This window comes from Micromonospora wenchangensis, assembly GCF_002210435.1.
GTDB lineage: Bacteria > Actinomycetota > Actinomycetes > Mycobacteriales > Micromonosporaceae > Micromonospora > Micromonospora wenchangensis.
Genome location: NZ_MZMV01000015.1, coordinates 67161 through 86819, shown reverse-complemented (window position 1 = coordinate 86819; position 19659 = coordinate 67161). Strand labels below are relative to the sequence as shown.

At 74.5% G+C, this 19659-nt stretch carries 17 protein-coding genes; 11 read left to right on the top strand and 6 right to left on the bottom strand.

The features are described 5' to 3' along the window. Positions 1-98 precede the first annotated feature (98 nt). From eccCa to B5D80_RS11655, 4 genes are all read left to right on the top strand, one after another. Positions 99-4070 (top strand): type VII secretion protein EccCa, encoded by a 3972-nt coding sequence (gene eccCa, locus B5D80_RS11670; protein ID WP_088643854.1) that lies wholly within the window; start codon positions 99-101, stop codon positions 4068-4070. Between the two features lie 75 nt (positions 4071-4145). After that, complete coding sequence (gene mycP, locus B5D80_RS11665; RefSeq protein ID WP_088643853.1) at positions 4146-5501, top strand: type VII secretion-associated serine protease mycosin; 1356 nt, start codon at positions 4146-4148, stop codon at positions 5499-5501. A gap of 41 nt (positions 5502-5542) precedes the next feature. After that, positions 5543-6331 (top strand): phosphatase PAP2 family protein, encoded by a 789-nt coding sequence (locus B5D80_RS11660; RefSeq protein ID WP_088643852.1) that lies wholly within the window; start codon positions 5543-5545, stop codon positions 6329-6331. 29 nt (positions 6332-6360) lie between these two features. Continuing rightward, a complete protein-coding gene (locus B5D80_RS11655) occupies positions 6361-7086 on the top strand; it encodes a phosphatase PAP2 family protein (RefSeq protein WP_088643851.1) in 726 nt (241 codons plus the stop codon). A gap of 39 nt (positions 7087-7125) precedes the next feature. Here the strand turns inward: B5D80_RS11655 and B5D80_RS11650 are convergent, their stop codons facing one another. From B5D80_RS11650 to B5D80_RS11625, 6 genes are read right to left on the bottom strand one after another with little or no spacing between them, the layout of a single operon-like run. Continuing rightward, positions 7126-8304: a MarP family serine protease gene (locus B5D80_RS11650; RefSeq protein WP_088643850.1), complete on the bottom strand. Its 1179-nt coding sequence runs from the start codon at positions 8302-8304 to the stop codon at positions 7126-7128. 58 nt (positions 8305-8362) lie between these two features. Continuing rightward, positions 8363-9061 carry an NUDIX hydrolase gene (locus B5D80_RS11645; RefSeq protein WP_088643849.1) on the bottom strand — a complete coding sequence of 233 codons (699 nt, stop codon included), beginning with the start codon at positions 9059-9061 and terminating at the stop codon, positions 8363-8365. A 28-nt stretch (positions 9062-9089) separates the two neighbouring features. After that, entirely contained in the window at positions 9090-9710 is a 621-nt protein-coding gene (locus tag B5D80_RS11640; RefSeq protein WP_088643848.1) for a TlpA family protein disulfide reductase, read from the bottom strand. Next, complete coding sequence (gene nth / locus B5D80_RS11635; protein WP_088643847.1) at positions 9707-10495, bottom strand: endonuclease III; 789 nt, start codon at positions 10493-10495, stop codon at positions 9707-9709. The genes B5D80_RS11640 and nth overlap by 4 nt, the downstream gene beginning before the upstream one ends. Before the next feature lie 52 nt (positions 10496-10547). Then, the gene (locus tag B5D80_RS11630) at positions 10548-11705 is read right to left on the bottom strand and encodes a CapA family protein (protein ID WP_088643846.1); all 1158 of its coding nucleotides are present in this window, start codon (positions 11703-11705) and stop codon (positions 10548-10550) included. A 57-nt stretch (positions 11706-11762) separates the two neighbouring features. Continuing rightward, positions 11763-12425 carry an adenosylcobinamide amidohydrolase gene (locus tag B5D80_RS11625; protein WP_088643845.1) on the bottom strand — a complete coding sequence of 221 codons (663 nt, stop codon included), beginning with the start codon at positions 12423-12425 and terminating at the stop codon, positions 11763-11765. Between the two features lie 220 nt (positions 12426-12645). Between B5D80_RS11625 and B5D80_RS11620 the strand changes: the two genes are divergently transcribed. From B5D80_RS11620 to B5D80_RS11595, 7 genes are all read left to right on the top strand, one after another. Next, positions 12646-13323 (top strand): Crp/Fnr family transcriptional regulator, encoded by a 678-nt coding sequence (locus B5D80_RS11620; RefSeq protein WP_067306583.1) that lies wholly within the window; start codon positions 12646-12648, stop codon positions 13321-13323. Positions 13324-13458: 135 nt separating this feature from the next. Beyond that, positions 13459-14292 carry a metallophosphoesterase family protein gene (locus B5D80_RS11615; protein ID WP_245854473.1) on the top strand — a complete coding sequence of 278 codons (834 nt, stop codon included), beginning with the start codon at positions 13459-13461 and terminating at the stop codon, positions 14290-14292. A gap of 31 nt (positions 14293-14323) precedes the next feature. Beyond that, the gene (locus B5D80_RS11610) at positions 14324-14968 is read left to right on the top strand and encodes a TetR/AcrR family transcriptional regulator (protein WP_088643844.1); all 645 of its coding nucleotides are present in this window, start codon (positions 14324-14326) and stop codon (positions 14966-14968) included. Positions 14969-15002: 34 nt separating this feature from the next. Next, on the top strand, positions 15003-15152 hold the full coding sequence (locus B5D80_RS33340; RefSeq protein WP_158224163.1) for a hypothetical protein: 150 nt from the start codon (positions 15003-15005) through the stop codon (positions 15150-15152). Continuing rightward, positions 15149-16855: an acyclic terpene utilization AtuA family protein gene (locus B5D80_RS11605; protein ID WP_088643884.1), complete on the top strand. Its 1707-nt coding sequence runs from the start codon at positions 15149-15151 to the stop codon at positions 16853-16855. The genes B5D80_RS33340 and B5D80_RS11605 overlap by 4 nt, the downstream gene beginning before the upstream one ends. Then, positions 16852-18048, top strand: coding sequence for an acyl-CoA dehydrogenase family protein (locus B5D80_RS11600; RefSeq protein WP_088643843.1), 1197 nt, complete (start codon positions 16852-16854; stop codon positions 18046-18048). Before B5D80_RS11605 ends, B5D80_RS11600 begins: the two co-directional genes overlap by 4 nt. Then, positions 18045-19646 (top strand): acyl-CoA carboxylase subunit beta, encoded by a 1602-nt coding sequence (locus B5D80_RS11595; protein ID WP_088643842.1) that lies wholly within the window; start codon positions 18045-18047, stop codon positions 19644-19646. Before B5D80_RS11600 ends, B5D80_RS11595 begins: the two co-directional genes overlap by 4 nt. Positions 19647-19659 lie beyond the last annotated feature (13 nt).

Below are 19659 nucleotides of genomic sequence, written 5' to 3'. Positions count from 1 at the left end.
TGGACTCCATATCGGTGGGAGGTGGCGGCTGACGGACGACGCGCACTTTACCTACGATGAGCCAGGTTCGGGTTACCGAGCGCCACAGGGAGGTGGATTTGTCCACTGTCGTCATCAGGCGGCCACCGCGTCGGCCCGCGCCGGAGATCCCGGTCGGCGAGCTGCCCGTGGAGGGGCCGCCGGAGATTCCGGTGGTCACCGGCGGGCGCTGGCAGCAGGCGCTGATGGTGCTGCCGATGCTGGGCGGCACGGTGGCGATGGCGATGATGTTCGGTCGCGGTGGCGGCGCCTACTCGTACGTGGTGGGCGGGATGTTCGGGCTCTCCTCGGTGGCGATGCTGATGACCTCCTGGGGCAGCGCCTCGGGCAGCCCACGGAAGTCGGAGATGATGGCCGCCCGCCGGGAGTACCTGCGGCACCTGACCGCGCTGCGCCGACGGGTCCGGCAGACCGCCCGGCAGCAGCGGGCCGGGCTGTACTACCGGCATCCCGACCCGGGCCGGCTCTGGTCCACGGTGGACAGTCACCGGGTCTGGGAACGCCGCCCCGGCGACCCCGACTTCGGCGTGGTACGGGTCGCCGTCGGGCCGCAGACGCTGGCCACCCCGCTGGTGCCGCCGGTCACCAGGCCGCTGGAGGAACTGGAGCCGATGACCGCGGGGGCGCTGCGGCGGTTCCTCGACGCGTACTCGGTGGTGCCGGACCTGCCGGTGGCGCTGTCGTTGCGCAGCTTCGCCCGGGTCTTCGTCCGGGGAGGGCAGCCGGCCGGACCGGGCGGGGCTACGGCGGAGGGCGGCACCGGGTCACCCGACGCGCAGGCGCTGGCCCGCGCGATGCTCGTCCAGCTCGCCGTGTTCCACGCCCCCGACGAGCTGCTCGTCGCCGTCTGCGCCGGCCCGGAACGCCGTCGGCACTGGGAGTGGGTGAAGTGGCTGCCGCACGCCCACCACCCGAGCAGGGTCGACGCGCTCGGCCCCGTCCGGCTGGTCACCAGCTCCGCCGTCGACCTGGAACGGCTCCTCGGCGACGTGCTGGCCAGCCGGTCGCGGTTCAGCCCCGCCGGGCCGGCCACCGACGGCCCGCACGTGGTGGTGCTCCTCGACGGCGGTGACCTGACCGACGCCACCGAACTGACCGGCGACGGCGGCATCGACGCGGTGACCGTGCTCGACCTGGACACCCCGGCACCGCGCCTGCTGGACCGGTTCGCCCTGCTGCTGGAGGTCCGCGCCGGCCGGCTGCACTCCTGGTCGGCCGAGGGGCACGCCGAGGTGGGCACCGCCGACCGGCTGGACGTGGTCGACGCGGAGGCGTTCGCCCGGCGGCTCGCCCCGCTGCGGCTCGCCGCCGTCGCCCGGGGCACCGAGGCCGCCCTCGGGGCCGAACCCGGACTGCCCGAACTGCTCGGGCTCGGCGACCCGGAGGGGTTCACCGCCGACCAGGGCTGGCTGCCCCGCCCGCCCCGGGACCGGCTGCGGGTGCCGATCGGGGTCGGCCCGGACGGCGGCGCGGTCGAGCTGGACCTCAAGGAGTCGGCGCAGGACGGGATGGGCCCGCACGGGCTGCTGATCGGGGCGACCGGTTCCGGCAAGTCGGAGCTGCTGCGCACCCTGGTCCTGGCGTTGGCCACCACGCACAGCTCGGAACAGCTCAACTTCGTCCTGGTCGACTTCAAGGGCGGGGCCACCTTCGCCCCGTTCGAGCGGCTGCCGCACACCGCCGCCGTGATCACCAACCTGGTCGACGCGCTGCCGCTGGTCGACCGGATGGTGGACGCCATCAACGGTGAGCTGATGCGCCGCCAGGAGCTGCTGCGCCGGGCCGGCAACTTCGCCAGCCTGCGTGACTACGAGCGGGCCCGGGCGGCCGGCGCGCCGCTCGCCCCGCTGCCGTCGCTGCTGCTGGTCTGCGACGAGTTCTCCGAGCTGCTCTCCGCCAAGCCCGACTTCATCGACCTGTTCGTGCAGATCGGCCGGCTGGGCCGGTCCCTCGGGGTCCACCTGCTGCTGGCCAGCCAGCGGCTGGAGGAGGGGCGGCTGCGCGGGCTGGACACCCACCTGTCGTACCGGATCGGGTTGCGGACCTTCTCGGCGCTGGAGTCCCGCACGGTGCTCGGGGTGCCGGACGCGCACGAGCTGCCCCGCTCCCCCGGGCACGGCTACCTGCGCGCCGGCACCGACCCGCTGGTCCGGTTCCGGGCCGCGTACGTGTCCGGTCCGCTGCGCCGCCAGGGCGGCCCGGCCGGCGGCGGGGCCGGGGGCACGGCCCGGCTGCTCACCTTCTCCACCCATCTGGTGCCGGTGCCCGAGCCGGCCACCCCGGTGGCCCTGCCCGCCGTCGAGGAGGAGGCGGGGAGCCTGCTCGACACGCTGGTCGGCCGGTTGGCCGGGCAGGGGCCGCCGGCGCACCAGGTGTGGCTGCCGCCGCTGGACCGGGCACCCACCCTCGACGAACTGCTCGGCCCGCCCGGCGTCGACCCCGAACGGGGTCTGAGCTTCGCCAATCCGGAGCTGCACGGTGGCCTCCAGGTGCCGGTGGCGGTGGTCGACAAGCCGTACGAGCAGCGCCGGGATCTGCTGTGGCTGGCGCTGGGCGGGGCGGCCGGGCACGTGGCCGTGGTCGGCGCGCCGCAGAGCGGCAAGTCGCACGCGTTGCGGACGCTGGTCTGCGCGCTGGCGCTCACCCACACGCCGGCCGAGGCGCAGGTCTACTGCCTGGACTTCGGCGGCGGCGGGTTGACCGCGCTGCGGGAACTGCCGCACGTGGGCGGGGTCGCCGGCCGGGCCGACCCGACGGTGGTCCGGCGTACGGTCGGGGAGATCGCCACCGTGCTGGCCGAGCGGGAACGCCGCTTCACCGAGCTGGGCGTGGAGTCGATGGCGGCGTGGCGCAGGCGGCGGCGGGAGCTGGCCGCCGCCGGTCAGCCCCCCGTCGACCCGTTCGGTGACGTGTTCCTCGTCGTCGACGGCTGGGCCACCCTGCGCGGCGAGTACGACGACCTGGAACCCCTGGTCACCGACCTGGCCACCCGGGGCCTGTCGTACGGGGTGCACGTGGTGGCGAGCGCGGTGCGCTGGCTGGACTTCCGGCCCGGCATCCGGGACCTGTTCGGGTCCCGGATGGAGCTGCGCCTGGGTGACCCGTCCGACTCGGTGGTGAGGCGGGTGGCGGCGGCCGGCGTGCCGGAGCAGCCGGGGCGGGGGATCACCGCGCAGAGCCTGCACTTCCTCACCGCACTGCCGCAGTTCACCGGCGGTGAGACGGCGGATCTGGTGAAGGCGGTCGCGGGTGCCTGGTCGGGGCCGCCCGCCCCCCGGGTGCGGTTGCTCCCCCCGGTGCTGCCGTACGCCGATCTGGACACCACCGCCGGCACCGGGCTGGCGTTCCCGGTCGGGATCGCCGGGGCGGACCTGCGGCCGGTGCTGCTCGACTTCGCCGCCGAGCCGCACTTCGTGGTCTTCGGCGACGCCGAGTGCGGCAAGTCGTCGTTCCTGCGGGCGCTGGCCACCTCCATCGTCACCCGGTTCACCCCGGAGCAGGCCCGGGTGATCCTGGTCGACTACCGGCGCAGCCTGCTCGGCACGGTCGAGACCGACCACCTGATCGGGTACGGCACGGCGGCGGCGCACACCACCGAGCTGATCGAGTCGGTCGCCGGCTACATGCGCGGGCGGCTGCCCGGCCCGGAGGTCACCCCGGCCCAGTTGCGGGACCGGTCCTGGTGGTCGGGCCCGGAGTTGTTCATCCTGGTCGACGACTACGACCTGGTGGCCAGTGGCCCGGCGAACCCGCTGCGCGGGCTGGAGGAACACCTGCCCCAGGCCCGGGACGTCGGCCTGCACCTGGTGCTGGCCCGCCGCTGCGGTGGCGCGGGCCGGTCCCAGTACGAGCCGGTCGTGCAACGGCTGCGGGAGTTGTCCACCGCCGGTCTGGTGATGAGCGGCAGCCCCGACGAGGGGCAGCTCGTCGGGGCGGTCCGTCCCGGCCCGCTGCCGGCGGGGCGTGGTCGGCTGGTCACCCGACGCGAGGGGGTCCGCCTCGTCCAGCTGGCACATCTGCCGCCACCGTGATCCGGGTGTGCCGGAACGTGCCGTGTCGGCAGCCGGAACCGGTAATCTCCGAGCAGCATGTGTCCCACGTGACGAATGGCTGACGATGTGACCAGGGTTCGGCAGGGCTCTCCGACGGCGCTGCACCGGTTCGCCGGGCGGGCGCTGCTCGGTGTCGCGGCGACCACCGTCACCGTGCTCGGCACGGCCCCGCCTCCCGCGTCCGCCGCGCCCCCGCCGTCGTCCACCCTGGTCGGGGCGCGGGCCGGCAATCCGCTGGCCGAGCCCGACTTCGCCCCGGTGCAGGCGCGTGCCGACCGGGTCCGTGACGACCAGTTCCAGCTCGACGAGTTGAACGCGGCCACCGCCTGGCGTACCTCGACCGGGCGTGGCGTCACGGTGGCGGTGATCGACTCCGGGGTGGACGGCAACCACCCGGACCTGGTCGGCCAGGTGCTGCCCGGCATGGACCTGGTCTCCCCCGGCGGCGGTGCGGAGCCGGACCCGGTGGGGCACGGCACCACGGTGGCCAGCCTGATCGCCGGGCGGGGCGACGACCGGCGGGGCGTGGTCGGGCTCGCGCCGGACGCCCGCATCCTGCCCGTGCGGGTGCTCGACGACGAGAACCGCTACGACGACGCGATGATCGTCGCCCGGGGGGTGCGCTGGGCGGTCGACAACGGCGCCCGGGTGATCAACCTGTCCCTGGGTGGCAGCGGCGACAGCCCGGCGCTGGCCGCCGCGCTGGACTACGCGTTCGCCAGGGACGTGGTGGTGGTGGCCTGCACCGGCAACGTCGCCACGTCCACCACCTCGAAGGTCTGGTACCCGGCCCGGGAGCCGGGCGTGATCGCGGTGGCCGGGCTGGAACGCGACAGCGAGAACCTCTGGTCCGGTTCGATCACCGGTCACGCCACCACGCTGACCGCGCCGGCGACCGGTCTGGTCGGGGCCCGCCCGCCGAGCAACTACTGGGGCGTGCAGGGCACCAGCTTCGCCGCGCCGCTGGTGACGGCGACCGCCGCCCTGGTCCGCGCCCGCTACCCGGAGATGTCCGCCGGGGACGTGGTGAACCGGCTGCTGAGCACCGCGAAGGACATCGGGCCCGTCGGCCGGGACGACCGGTTCGGGTACGGCCTGGTCGACCCGGTGGCGGCGCTCACCGCCGACGTGCCGCTGATCGGCTACAACCCGCTGGACGACAACGATTCCCCCGGGGTGGTCGGGTTCGGGCCGGCCCCCGGCTCCGCCGAGGACGCCCGCGCCGGTGGGACCGGCAGCGACCCGCTCGGGTTCACCGCGCCCCGCCAGCAGACCCGGTGGACGGCGCAGCCCGCCGGTGGCGCCGACGAGGAGGATCCCCGTCGGCTGTGGACGGGTGTCGCCGTCGTGGCGGCCCTGGTCACCGGGGTCGCGATGATGGTCCGCCGGTTCCGGCTGCGGGATCGCTGAACCGGGCCTGAGCGCGGGCACGGCTGGGTAGAGCAGGTCGCATGAGTTCCTCCGGTCCGCGTACCTCCGTGTCGCCGTCGGGCCGGTCCTGGCGGAACCGCCGCCTGGACCCCGACCGTTCGCTCGGGTTGCGGCTGACCCTGGCGTCGGCGGCGGCGTTCCTGGTGCTGGTGCCGTTCGCGCTGCTGGCGGTGCTGGTGGTCGGGGCCTGGCCGCCGCTGCACGACCTGGACGCGGCGGTCACCGACTCCCTGCACCGGTTCGCCGCCGACCATCCGGTGTGGGTGCGGGTGATGAAGGTGTGGACGCACCTGGCCTCGCCGGGGCCGCTGCGGGTGGCCGCGCTGGTCGTGGTGGTGTGGCTGTGGCGGCGCGGGGCCCGCCGGCTGGCGCTCTGGGTGGTCACCACGATGGTCGTCGGCGGGGCGCTGGGGGCGGTGCTGAAGCTCCTCGTCGGCCGGGACCGCCCGGAGTTGCTCGATCCGGTGGCGCGGGCCGCCGGGTACTCCTTCCCGTCCGGGCACGCGCTGAACGCGACCCTCGCGGCGGGGGTGCTGCTGCTGGTGTTCCTGCCGTTCACCCGGGGTCGTCCGGCGGCCCGGGTGGCGCTGTGGACGGCGGCTGTGCTGCTGGTCGGGGTGACCTGCCTGAGCCGGGTGGCGCTGGGCGTGCACTGGGCCAGCGACGTGCTCGCCGGCTGCCTGCTGGGGGTGGCGGTGGTGGCGGCCACCGCGGCGGCGTTCCGTACCTGGCGGGAGCGGGTCGGGCTGCCGGCCGGCCGGGCCACGGTCGACGGGGTGGCGCCGGAGCTGACCGACCCGCACGCGTAGCGGCCTCCCGGTCCGGGTACTGGGCGGCCATGTCCGCCATCGCTGCGCAGGTCGCCAAGCGGGTGCTCCTTCCGGTGACCCTGCTGCTCTCGTTCATGGTCCTGCTCGGGCTGCTGGTGACCCGGGTCCTCGACGACGTCTGGCCGTTCACCGTGGAGGACGCGGTCAACCGCGAGCTGGCGGCCGACCGGACCGGGGGGTGGAACGACGTCTCGCTGGTGTTCAGCACCTTGGCCAGCACCCAGCTGATCGTGGTGGTCACCGTGCTGGTGGCGCTGGTGCTCCGGCTGGTGCTGCACCGCTGGCGGGAGCCGCTGTTCCTGTGCGCGGCGGTGTCCGCCCAGGCGCTGGTCTTCCTGCTCACCACGCTGGCCATCGACAGGCGTCGGCCGGCGGTGGAGCACATGGACGTCTCCCCGCCGACGTCGAGTTTCCCGTCCGGGCACACCTCGGCGGCGGTCGCCCTCTATGTCGGCATCGCGCTGCTGCTGGCCCTGCGGGCGGGCAGCACCGCCGGCAAGGTGACCTGGTGGACGCTGCTGGTGCTGGTCCCGGTCGGGGTGGCGGTGACCCGGATGTACCGGGGGATGCACCATCCGAGCGACGTGGTGGCGTCCTTCGTCAACGGTGGCACCTGTGTGGCGATCATGGCGCGGGCGGTGCTCGACAGGTCGCTGACCTGGGGTCGGGCCAAGCTGCCCGGCCTCATCCCGGCCGGCGGTGACGCCCCGGCCACCGCGCCGGCCGGCGGCTGACCACCCCCGGCTCCGGCCGGTCGGGCCGCGTCCGGGGGCTCAGGTGCAGTCGCCGGTGCCCACTCCCCGGGTACGCTCCGCGCCGGCCAGCGCCACCGGCCGGGCCTCCTCGGCGGTCACCGCGAAGCCGGTGTTCGGGTCGTCCGCCGCCGCCGCGAAGATCACCCCGAGCACCAGCCCGTTGGAGGAGACCAGCGGCCCGCCGGAGTTCCCGCTGCGCACCAGCGCCCGGATGGTGTAGATCTCCCGGTTGACCTTGCTGGCGTTGTAGATGTCCGGGCCCTCGATCCGGTCGACGTCGCGGATGCGGGCCGGGCGGGCGTCGTACGGGCCGTCGAGCGGGAAGCCCAGCACGATCGCGTCCGCGCCGCTGCCGGCCTGCCCGGCGGCGAAGCGCAGGGACGGACCGGGCAGCCCCGGCACGTGCAGCACGGCGAGGTCGCGGTCCGGGTCGTAGACGACGACCACCCCGTCGTACCGTTCGCCGCGCAGCTCGACGGCGACCGAGCGGGTGCCGGCGACGACGTGCGCGTTGGTCATCACCCGGTCGTCGGCGTAGACGAAGCCGGAACCCTCGATGCGGCGCGAGCAGCTCGGCGCGGACCCGAGCACCTTCACCACCGCCCGCTGGCTGTTCGCCACCACCTGCGAGCCGGCCAGCGCCGGGTCCGGCGGGGCGACCTGCCGGGCCGAGGTACGCCCCAGCCCGTTGAAGACGTCGGGGAACCCGTTGGTGTCGACGGTGTCGCGCAGCGCCGTGGACAGCTCCTGGGCCTGGTCGGGCAGGACCCGGTCCACCACGGTCAGCAACGCGCTGTTCTTGACCGAGGCGGCCAGCCAGGGCAGCGACGAGGAACCCAGCGGCACGGCGACCAGCCAGGCCACCAGCATCACCGCGAGGATCGAGACGAACGCGCCGCCGATGTCGTCGGCCCGCTTGGCGACGTCGTTGGTGATCGTGCGGCGCAGGTGGGAGCCGAGCCAGCCGGCCAGCGCCTGACCGAGGACGGCGAGCCCGAAGACGGCGACCAGGGAGACCAGCACCCGCGTCCCGCTGTCGATGAACTGGCGGGCCAGCATCGGCCCGAGCTGGAGGCCGATGAGCGCGCCCAGGAAGAACCCGGAGAACGACAGCGCCCCGATGACGAAGCCCTGACGGTATCCGCTGATCGCGAACACGAGCATGAGCAGGAGCAGAACGAGATCCACGGCCGACACCGGTCAAGGGTACGTGCACCGGACACCGGTGCGGCGTCGCGGCTGCGGAACGTAATGGTCAGGTCAGCGGGCCGGCCAGCTCGTCGGCCCGGTCGGTGCCGGCGGAGGGGGCCGGGGTGGCGTCGGTCGGCGGCAGGTCGACCACCCGCGACCGGGGCCACGGGCGGGCCCAGCCGGCCATCTCCAGCAGCGCGGCGAGCACCCCGGCGGTGAAGCCCCAGACCAGCATCCCCCGGACGGAGAACGCCGGGCCGGTCCAGCCGCCGGGGTGGCGGACCCGCATCCGGTTGGCCGGGTCGACCAGTTCGGCGACGGGCAGCCGGGCGACGTGCGCCACCTCGGCCGGTTCCCGGGGGTGCACCGGGTGCGGGCTGTGCCACCAGGCCAGGACCGGGGTGACCACGAACTCGCTGACCGGAATCCACAGCCTCGGCAGTTCGGCGAGGACGGTGACGCTTGCCGGGTCGAGGTCGACCTCCTCGTTGGCCTCGCGCAGCGCGGTGGCCCGCGCGTCGGCGTCCCCCGGGTCGGCCGCGCCGCCGGGGAAGGCCGGCTGGCCGGCGTGGTTGCGCAGGGTGGCGGCCCGTTGGAGGACCAGCACGTCGGGGCCGACGCCGGGCTCCTCGCCGAGCAGCACCAGCACCGCGCTCTCCCGGCCGCCCTGCTCGGGGGTGGTCAGCCGGGTGAAGTCCTCGGCCCGGGCGGTGCCGAGCCGGCCCAGCAGCGGATCGAACCAGGACGGCGGGCGGCGGTTCATCGGGTCGACCCGGCACCGACGGTCGGCCTCACGCGGGCACCACCAGGCCGAGGTGCCGGCGGACGAGGTCGGCGAGGCGGGCGTCGTCGAGCGCGCCGGAGGTGTCGGTGTGCCTGATCCGCCCCTGCGCGTCCACCAGCAGGGTCAGTGGCACCGCCGTGCGGCGCAGTTCCCGTTGCAGGGCCTCGCCCTGGTCGAACAGGACCGGGAAGCGGATGCCGAAGTCCTCGCCGACGGCCTGTGCGCCGTCCCGGCTGTCCCGGCTGTTCACCCCGATCACCTGGAGCTGGCCGGCGGCGCGGACGCTGAGCCGCTGGAAGGCCGGCAGTTCCTTGCGGCAGGGCGGGCACCAGGAGGCCCACACGTTGATCACGGCCGGGCCGTGGATGTCACGCAGCGCCACCGGGGCCCCGCCGGTGAAGCAGGAGAGCACGAGTTCGGGCAGGGGGCTGCCGGTGTCGGCGGTGGCGGACCCGGTCGGTGCGGGGGTGGAGCCCGGCGTGGTGGTGAGGGTGGCGCAGTCGGCGAACGGCGACGGGCGGGCGGCGCGGGTGGGGCCGGCGGCGGGGCCCTCCCCGCCGGTGGTGGCGGTGCAGCCGGCGAGCGCCAGCAGCACCGGGACGAGCAGTGCGGCGAGCCGGGGTTTCACGGTGCCTCCGCGGCGGCGGCCTGCGCGGGCACCAGCTCCGGGTCGACCCCGGCGGCGACCGCGAGGTCCCGGGCGCGGGGGCCCTTGAGCAGCTTGGCGGCGGCGGCCGGCTCGGTCGGCCCGAGCCCGTACGACGGGCAGAGCCGGGTCAGGGTGCACGCCCCGCAGGCGGGCTTGCGGGCGTGGCAGACCCGCCGGCCGTGGAAGATGATCCGGTGGGAGAGCATGGTCCACTCCCGCTTCGGGAACATCGCCCCGATCTCGTGTTCGATCTTGACCGGATCGGTCTGGATGGTCAGCCCCCACCGCTGCACCAGCCGCTGGAAGTGGGTGTCGACGGTGATCCCCGGGACGTCGAAGGCGTTGCCGAGGATGACGTTGGCCGTCTTGCGGCCGATCCCGGGCAGGGTCACCAGGTCGGCCAGCCGGCCGGGGACCCGGCCGTCGTACCGCTCGGTCAGGGCCTGCCCCAGCTTGATCAGCGAGTCGGTCTTGTTGCGGTAGAAGCCGGTCGGCCGGATCATCTCCTCCAGCTCACCCCGGTCGGCCCCGGCGTAGTCGGCGGCCGTCGGGTAGCGGGCGAACAGCTTCGGGGTGACCTCGTTGACCTTCTTGTCGGTGCACTGCGCGGAGAGGATCGTGGCGACGGCCAGCTCCAACGCGGTGGTGTGGTCGAGTTCGCAGTGGGCGTCCGGGTGCGCCTCGGTCAGCGCCCGGCCGATCCGCCGGGCGCGCCGGGTGCGGCCGAGTTCCGTCTCGACCCGGCCGGGAGAGCTGATGGTCACGCCGGCCAGCCTACGTCGCCGCCCCGACGGGCCGCCGGAGCACGCCCTCCGGTCAGCCGGCGTCGGGTGGGCTGATCTTCCCCTTGCCGTCGAACCGGGCGGCGGTGCGCGGGAAGTCGTTGGTGCTGAGCTGCTTGACCAGGCCGAGCCCCTGCCCGGCGGGGTCCATCCCCGGCTTGCCCACCGAACTCATCCGGGTGGAGGTGAACGAGCCACCGGCGAAGCTGCCGTCGGGCTTGAGGGAAACCTTCAGCACCCCGCCCCAGCCGAGCCGGCCGGTCGGGTTGAGCGACCGGGCACCCCCGGCGAAGTTGCCCAGGCTGTACGCGATCAGCCGGCCCTGGTAGAACTCCATCCCGCGCAGCACGTGCGGGCCGTGCCCGACGATCAGGTCGGCCCCGGCGTCGATCATGGCGTGGGAGAACTTCACCGGGTCGCCCCGGTTCTCGCCGAGGAACATCTCGGTGCCGGGGCGGACCCGGGTCTTGTCCGACCCCTCGCCGCCCATGTGCACCTGCACCACGACCAGGTCGGCCATGGTGGCGGCCTTCTCGACGACCCCCTTGGCGGCGTCGATGTCGACCAGGCTGTTGGACCACGGGTACGACGAGAAGCCGGCCACCGCGACCTTCACCCCGCCGACCTCGACCACGGTGATCTGGTCGGGCGCGCCGGTGTGTTTGAGGCCGTGCTTCTCCAGCGCCTGCTGGGTGTTCTCGTAGCCCTGCGGGCCGAAGTCGTAGCCGTGGTTGTTGGCCTGGTTGAGCAGTTGGAACCCGGCGTCCTTCAGATGGCCGGCGTACTCCGGCGGCACCCGGAACTGGTAGCAGTTGCTGGCGTTCGCGCCGCACTTACCGGTGCCGGTGTCCGTGGTGAGCGGCTCCTCCAGGTTGCCCATCACCAGGTCGGCCTTGAGCGCGTCCTTGACCTCGTCGAAGAAGCCCTTGCCGCCGTTCGCCGGCAGCCGGGACGGGGCCATCCCCATGACGATGTCCCCGGTCGCCGACAGGGTGATCGCCTCGGTCTTGCCGGTCCCCCCGGTGGTCGGCACCGGGGAACCGGTGGCGCCACCGCCGCCGCCCGGTCGCCAGACCGGGTCCGGGCTGTCGGACGACTGGCCGCAACCGGCGAGGAGCACGGCGAACAGCGCGCCGCAGGCGAGCGCGACGCGGCGGCGGGGACGGGGCTGGAGGAAGGCGGCAGAGTACATCGCCCGCGACGCTACCGGGTGGCCAATCGACCGACGACGGGCCGATCGGACGGAAGTTCAGCCCGTCCGCCGCTGCGACCACGGGACGCAGGGCACCGCGCCGCCGTCCCGGACGGCCGCGTGGACGGCGCGGGCGAGCGGCGCGCCCCAGATCGACCGGGGTCCGCCGTACGGCTCGGCCGGGTCGCCCGCCGGGCAGAGCACGGTGACCGCGTCGGTGGGCGTGCCGGTGCCCGGCAGGCCCAGTTCCCCGATCGCCTGGCACTTCGCCTCGGTGGCGGTGGCGACCGCGTTCACCAGTGCCGCGTCGCCGAGCGCCGCCGGCACGTACACCACGATGTTGACCGTGCCCACCCGCTGCGCCGGGGCGGGGGCGGGGTCGGCGGCGGCCCACAGGGGGGTGCCGAGGCCGACGGTGGCCCAGGCGCGGACCCCGGTGTCGGCCCGGGTCACCACCTCGGCGACGTCGACGCCGGTGAGCAGGCCGACCCCGGGTCCGTCGAGGTCGAACCGGGCGGCTAGCGCGGCCAGGTGGGCCGCCGGGTCGTCCCGGTGGTACGACATCGGCACGGTCGCGTTGACCACCCAGTTGCGCGGGCCGACGCCGCCACCGAGCGGGCCGGAGCTGACCGCCCGCAGCGGGACACGGGCCCGCCACACGAGCACCGGAATGTCCCACCCGTCCTCGGGGCGGTGGGTCAGCACCGGGTCGCTCAGCACCCGGACACCCTACGACCGGCGGTGGCCGACCCCGGTGACCAGGTGGTTCGGGCGGACGATCATAGTGCCCGATCGGGTCGGTGAGGTTACGCCCAACGATCAAGATTCCAGGGGTGCAGCTCTGATTCGTCCTCACGTGCGCCTAGACTTGGCGGCGCGCGAGGGATCAGCGGACGGCGGACCCGGCCGAGGGACGGCAACGCGCAACCGGAGGTGCGCGATGGACGAGGTACTGGCCCGCAGCGGGATCTTCCAGGGTGTCGACCCGGAGGCTGCCGAGGCGCTCGCCAAGGAGATGGAGACGATCGACGTCCGCAAGGGCGAGATCGTCTTCAACGAGGGCGAGCCCGGCGACAGTCTCTACATCCTCCTGTCAGGCAAGATCAAGGTCGGGCGTCGGGCAGCCGACGGCCGGCAGAACCTGATCGCGGTGATGGGCCCGTCGGACATGGTCGGTGAGCTGTCGCTCTTCGACCCCGGCCCGCGTACGGCCACCGCCACCGCGGTCACCGACACCCGCCTGGTCCGGCTGCGCAAGCAGGCGCTGCGGCCCTGGCTGAACAACCGGCCCGAGATCGCCGAGCAGTTGCTGCGGGTGCTCGCCCGCAGGCTGCGCCGGACGAACGACTCGCTGGCCGACCTGATCTTCACCGACGTGCCGGGTCGGGTCGCCAAGAACCTGCTCCAGATGGCCGGCCGGTTCGGCACCCGCGACGGCGGCGTGCTGCGGGTGACCCACGACCTGACCCAGGAGGAGATCGCCCAGCTCGTCGGCGCCTCCCGGGAGACGGTCAACAAGGCGCTCGCCGACTTCGCCTCGCGGGGCTGGCTGCGGCTGGACGGCAAGAGCATCATCATCCTCGACCCGGAGCGTCTCGCCCGCCGCGCCCGGGTCTGACCGGCACCGCGTACGCACCCCGAGCCAGGGCCGCCCCCACCGGCGGCCCTGGCTCGTCGGCGTCGTGGCCCGGTTCCGCCTCTGCCCGGGGCAGAATCGCTCGACAGCCCGCCCGTGGTGCGCGACGGTGGACCGGTGCTGAAACAGGTGGCGGTGCTCTCCGACGTCCACGGCGCGCTGCCCGCGCTGGAGGCGGTGCTCGCCGAGCCGGAGGTGGCCGCCGCCGACCTGGTCGTGGTCACCGGTGACGTGGCGGCCGGCCCGCAGCCGGTCGAGGTGCTCGACCTGCTGACCGGGCTGGGTGACCGGGTCCGCTGGGTACGCGGCAACGCCGACCGGGAGCTGGTGCAGGCCCGCGCCGGCCGGCCGTCGGAGCACGACGTCTCGAACTGGGCGGCCGACCAGCTCCGGGCCGACCAGGTGGCCCTGCTGGCCGCGCTGCCGCTGACGCTCACCCTTCCGGTCGCCGGCCTCGGCCCGGTGCTCTTCTGCCACGCCACGCCCCGCGACGACGAGGAGGTGGTGCTGGTCGACTCCCGGCCGGCCCGCTGGGCCGAGGTGTTCGCCGGGCTGCCCGCGCAGGTGCGCACCGTGGTCTGCGGGCACACCCACATGCCGTTCACCCGGCTGGTCGACCGCCGCCTGGTGGTCAATCCGGGCAGCGTGGGCATGCCGTACGGCGGGCCGGGGGCGTACTGGGCGCTGCTCGGCCCGGGGGGTGCAGCTACGCCGTACGGGGTTCGACGTCGACGAGGCCTGTGCCCGGGTCGCCGCCGGGTCGGCTTATCCGGACGCCGCCGCCTGGGCGGACGAGTACCTGCGCTCGCGGCACAGCGACCTCGACGCGCTCACCGCGTTCGCCCCGCGCGACGGCCGCTGACCGGTCACCGGCACCGGGTGGGCCACCGGTGCAAGGCGGACCGGTGGACCCGGAGGGGTCACCCCGAAGCCGAAAAAAGTCAGGCTTGACTGTTTGTTTCGGTGGCGGCACGCTGTTCCCGTGTCCACCCCGCCGGCCCGCGTCCCCCAGCAGGAACGCAGCCGCGCCACCCGGGCCCGGCTGCTGGAGGCGACTGTCGACTGCCTGGTCCGGTACGGCTGGTCGGGCACCACCACGACCGTGGTCGCCACCCACGCCGGTGTCTCCCGGGGCGCCCAACTGCACCACTACCCCACCAAGGCGGCCCTGGTCACGGCTGCCGTCGCCCACCTCGCCGAGCGACGCGCCGAGGAGCTACGCGTCGAGGCCGAGGCGCTGCCGGTCGGGCCGCAACGCCTCGACCGGGTGGTCGACCTGCTCGGCGTCGCCTTCACCGGGCCGCTCTTCGTCGCCGCGCTGGAGCTGTGGGTGGCCGCCCGCACCGACCCGGAGCTGCGCGACGCGCTGGTGCCGCTGGAGGCGCGGGTCGGCCGGGAGATGCACCGGCTCACCGTGGCGCTGCTCGACGTGGACGAGCGCCGCCCCGGCGTCCGCGAGGCCGTGCAGGCCACCCTCGACCTGCTGCGCGGGCTCGGCGTGGCCAACCTGCTCAACGACGACTCGGTCCGGCGCACCGCGCTGCTGCGCACCTGGAAACACCAGCTCGCCACCCTGCTCGCCCCCGGAGCGGCACCGGCCCCGCCCCACGACGCCGACCCGACCTGACCCGTACTCACCGGCCCACCCGACCGGAGGCACCATGGTCGACCCGACCGCACCACCCGCCGACCCGACCGACGGGTCCTACCAACTCGACGTCCCGGCCGCCGCCCCGCGCGCCGGGGCGTGTGCGCGGCCGGCCCCCGGCCGGACGGTCCGCGCGAGCACAGCCGGGACGGCCGCCCGGTGACCGGGGTGCTGCGGGTCGGCAACGCCTCCGGCTTCTACGGCGACCGGTCCACCGCCTGGCGGGAGATGCTCGACGGCGGCGAGCTGGACGTGTTGACCGGCGACTACCTGGCCGAGCTGACCATGCTGATCCTCGGCCGGGACCGGCTGCGCGACCCCGCCCTGGGCTACGCGAAGACGTTCCTGCGCCAGCTCGAAGGGTGTCTCGGCACCGCCCTCGACCGGGGGGTACGGATCGTCACCAACGCGGGCGGGCTGAACCCGGCCGGGCTGGCCGCCGCGATCGGCGCGCTCGCCGACCGGCTCGGCCTCGCCGTCCGGGTCGCCCACGTCGAGGGTGACGCCCTGGCCCGGCCGGACGCGCTCACCGCCAACGCCTACCTCGGTGCGTTCGGCATCGCCGCCTGCCTCGACGCCGGGGCGGACGTGGTGGTCACCGGCCGGGTCACCGACGCCTCGCTTGCGGTCGGGCCGGCCATCGCCCGGTTCGGCTGGGGACGCGACGACCTGGACGCGCTGGCCGGGGCGACCGTCGCCGGGCACCTGATCGAGTGCGGGGCGCAGGTCACCGGGGGCAACTTCAGCTTCTTCACCGAACTGCCCGACGGCGGGCACCGGCCCGGCTTCCCGATCGCCGAGATCCACCCGGACGGCTCGTCGGTGCTCACCAAGCACCCCGGCACCGGCGGCGCGGTCACCGTCGAGACGGTCACCGCCCAACTGTTGTACGAGGTGGGCGGCCCCGACTACCTCGGCCCGGACGTGGTGACCCGGCTGGACACGGTACGGCTGCACCCCGACGGGCCGGACCGGGTCCGGGTGGACGGGGTCCGGGGCACCCCACCGCCGGCCACCCTCAAGGTGGGCGTCAACAACCTGGGCGGGTTCCGCAACGCGATGACGTTCGTGCTCTGCGGGTTGGACGTCCCGGCCAAGGCCGCCCTGGTCCGGGGGCAGATCGAGGCGGCCGTCGGCACGGACGGGCTGGAGTTCACGCTGGCCCGTACCGACCACGTCGACGCGGTCGACACCGAGACGGCGAGCGCGCTGCTGCACGTACACCTGCGCGACGGTGACCGGGTGCGGGCCGGGCGGGCGTTCTCGGCGGCGGCGGTGGAACTGGCTCTCGCCTCCTATCCGGGGTGCACGCTGACCACCCTGCCCGGCGACGCCACCCCGTACGGGGTCTTCACCGCCGACGCGGTGCCGCAGGCCGACGTACCGCACGTGGCCGTCTTGCCGGACGGCACCCGGCTGCCGATCCCCCCGCCAGAGACCGTGGCACCGGTGACGGCCGGGCCGACGCCCGGCACGGCGGCCGCTCCCACGGCGGCCGGGCCGACCCGGCGGGGGCCGCTGGGTGAGCTGGTCGGGGCGCGGTCGGGTGACAAGGGTGGCGACGCCAACCTCGGCGTCTGGGCGCGCACGGACGCGACCTGGGAGTGGCTGCGCGGGTGGCTGACCGTCGACCGGCTGGCCGGACTGCTGCCGGAGACGGCCACGTCGACAGTCGAGCGGTACGAGCTGCCGAACCTGCGGGCGGTCAACTTCGTGATCCGGGGCCTGCTCGGGCCGGGGGTGGCCGCCTCCACCCGGTTCGACCCGCAGGCCAAGGCGCTCGGCGAGCTGCTCCGCTCCCGCATCGTCGACCTGCCCGCCGCCCTCGCCGCCGGACCGCCCGCAGCCGTGGAGGCGGACCGGTGACCATCGTGGACACCCCGGAGCGGCGACAGTTACGGGAGTTGACCCGGGCCTTCGTGACCCGGGAGGTGCTGCCGCACCTGGCCGACTGGGAGCGGGCCGGCGAGGTCCCCCGCGCGCTGCACGTCACCGCCGCGAAGCTCGGCCTGCTCGGCATCGGCTTCCCCGAGTCGGTCGGCGGCAGCGGTGGCGACCTGCTCGACTCGATCGTGGTCACCGAGGAGATCATCCGCTCCGGCGGCTCGTCCGGGCTGGTCGCGGCGCTGTTCACGCACGGAATCGCGCTGCCGCACATCGTCGCGGCGGCCGGTGGGCGGACCGGCGGCACGCTCGGTGGCCGGCTCGCCGCCCGCCCGTCGGCCGCCGACGACCCGCTGGTCACCAGGTACGTCCGGCCGACGCTGGCGGGCGAGCTGATCGGCGCGCTGGCGATCACCGAACCGGACGGCGGCTCCGACGTCGCCGCGATCCGCACCACCGCCCGCCGCGACGGGGACCACTACCTGGTCAACGGGTCGAAGACGTACGTCACCAGCGGGGTGCGCGCCGACTTCGTGACCACGGCGGTGTGCGGCGACTTCCCCGGCAGCGGGTCGCTGCACCTGCTGGTGATCGACAAGGGCACCCCCGGGTTCACCGTCGGCCGGAAGCTGGACAAGCTCGGCTGGCACTGCTCGGACACGGCCGAGCTGTCCTTCGTCGACGTGCGGGTGCCGGTGGGCAACCGGATCGGCGAGGAGGACACCGGCTTCCTGGCGGTCATGCAGAACTTCGCCACCGAGCGGCTCTCCCTGGCCACCCAGGCGTACGCGACCGCGCAGCGCTGCGTGGAGCTGTCGACCCGCTGGTGCCGGGACCGGTCCACGTTCGGCCGCCCGCTGGCCAGCCGGCAACTGGTCCGGCACCGGCTGGCCGAGATGCACACCCGCGCCGAGGCGGCCCGCGCGTACGTGCACCAGGTGGCCGCCCGGGTCGCGGCGGGCGAGCCGGTGGTGACCGAGGTGGCGATGGCGAAGAACGTCGCGGTGGCCGCCTGCGACCAGGTGGTCGACGCGGCGCTGCAACTGCACGGCGGCTTCGGCTACCTGCGCGACGCCGAGGTGGAGCGGCACTACCGGGACGCCCGCATCCTCGGCATCGGCGGCGGCACCACCGAGATCATGAACGAGATCATCGCGAAGGGCCTGGGCCTATGACGACGCTGGAGAGTGCGGTCGACCCGGCCGCGCCGGCCTTCGTGGCCAACCGGGAAGCGCTTCGGGAACGTCTCGCCGAGCTGGACGCCGCGCTCGACCGGGCGCGGGCCGGCGGCGGTGAGAAGTACGTGGCCCGGCACCACGGGCGCGGCAGGCTGCTGCCCCGGGAGCGGATCGAGCTGCTGCTGGACCGGGACAGCCCGTTCCTGGAGTTGTCGCCGGTCGCCGCGTACGGCACCGACTTCCCGGTCGGGGCGAGCGTGGTCACCGGCATCGGGGTGGTCGAGGGCGTCGAGTGCCTGGTGGTCGCCAACGATCCGACGGTACGCGGCGGCGCGGTGAACCCGTGGTCGCTGGCGAAGACCCGGCGGGCCGGCGAGATCGCCCTGGCGAACCGGCTGCCGATGGTGAACCTGGTGGAGAGCGCCGGGGCGGACCTGCCCACCCAGGCGGAGATCTTCATTCCGGGCGGCCGGGTGTTCCGTGACCTGACCCGGCTCTCCGCCGCCGGCATTCCCACGGTCAGCGTGGTCTTCGGCAACGCCACCGCCGGTGGCGCGTACGTGCCGGGGATGTCCGACCACGTGATCATGATCCGGGACCGGTCGCAGGTCTACCTGGCCGGGCCGCCGCTGGTGAAGATGGCCACCGGCGAGGTCACCGACGACGAGTCGCTGGGCGGTGCGGCGATGCACGCCGGCACGTCAGGCCTCGCCGACCAGCTCGCCGAGGACGAGCGGGACGGCATCCGGCTGGCCCGGCGGTGCGTACGCCGGTTCAACTGGCGCAAGCATGGTCCACCGCCGCGCGACCCGGCCCCGCGTCCGCCCCGGTACGACCCGGAGGAGCTGCTCGGCATCGTCAGCGCCGACCTGAAGGTGCCGTTCGACCCGCGTGAGGTGCTGGCCCGGGTGCTCGACGGCAGCGAGTTCGACGAGTTCAAGCCGGCGTACGGCACCGCGCTGGTCACCGGCTGGGGCGAGCTGCACGGCTACCCGGTGGGGGTGCTGGCGAACGCCCGGGGGGTGCTGTTCAGCGCGGAGGCGCAGAAGGCGGCCCAGTTCATCCAGCTCGCCAACGCCGCCGACACCCCGCTGGTCTTCCTGCAGAACACCACCGGCTACATGGTCGGCACCGAGTACGAGCAGCGCGGCATCATCAAGCACGGCGCCCTGATGATCAACGCGGTGGCGAACTCGACGGTGCCGCACCTGACGGTCAACCTGGGTGCCTCGTACGGGGCCGGCAACTACGGCATGTGCGGTCGGGCGTACGAGCCGAGGTTCCTGTTCACCTGGCCGAACGCGAAGTCGGCGGTGATGGGTACGGCGCAGTTGGCCGGGGTGCTGTCGATCGTCGCCCGGCAGGCGGCCGCCGCCCGGGGCCGGGACTACGACGAGGACTCCGACGCGGCGATGCGGATGATGGTCGAGCAGCAGATCGAGTCGCAGTCGGGGGCGCTGTTCCTGTCCGGCCGGCTCTACGACGACGGGGTGATCGACCCCCGGGACACCCGTACCGTCCTCGGGCTCTGCCTGTCGGCGATCCACAACGCACCGGTGAAGGGCGCCGACGGCTTCGGCGTCTTCCGGATGTAGCCACCGACGAAAG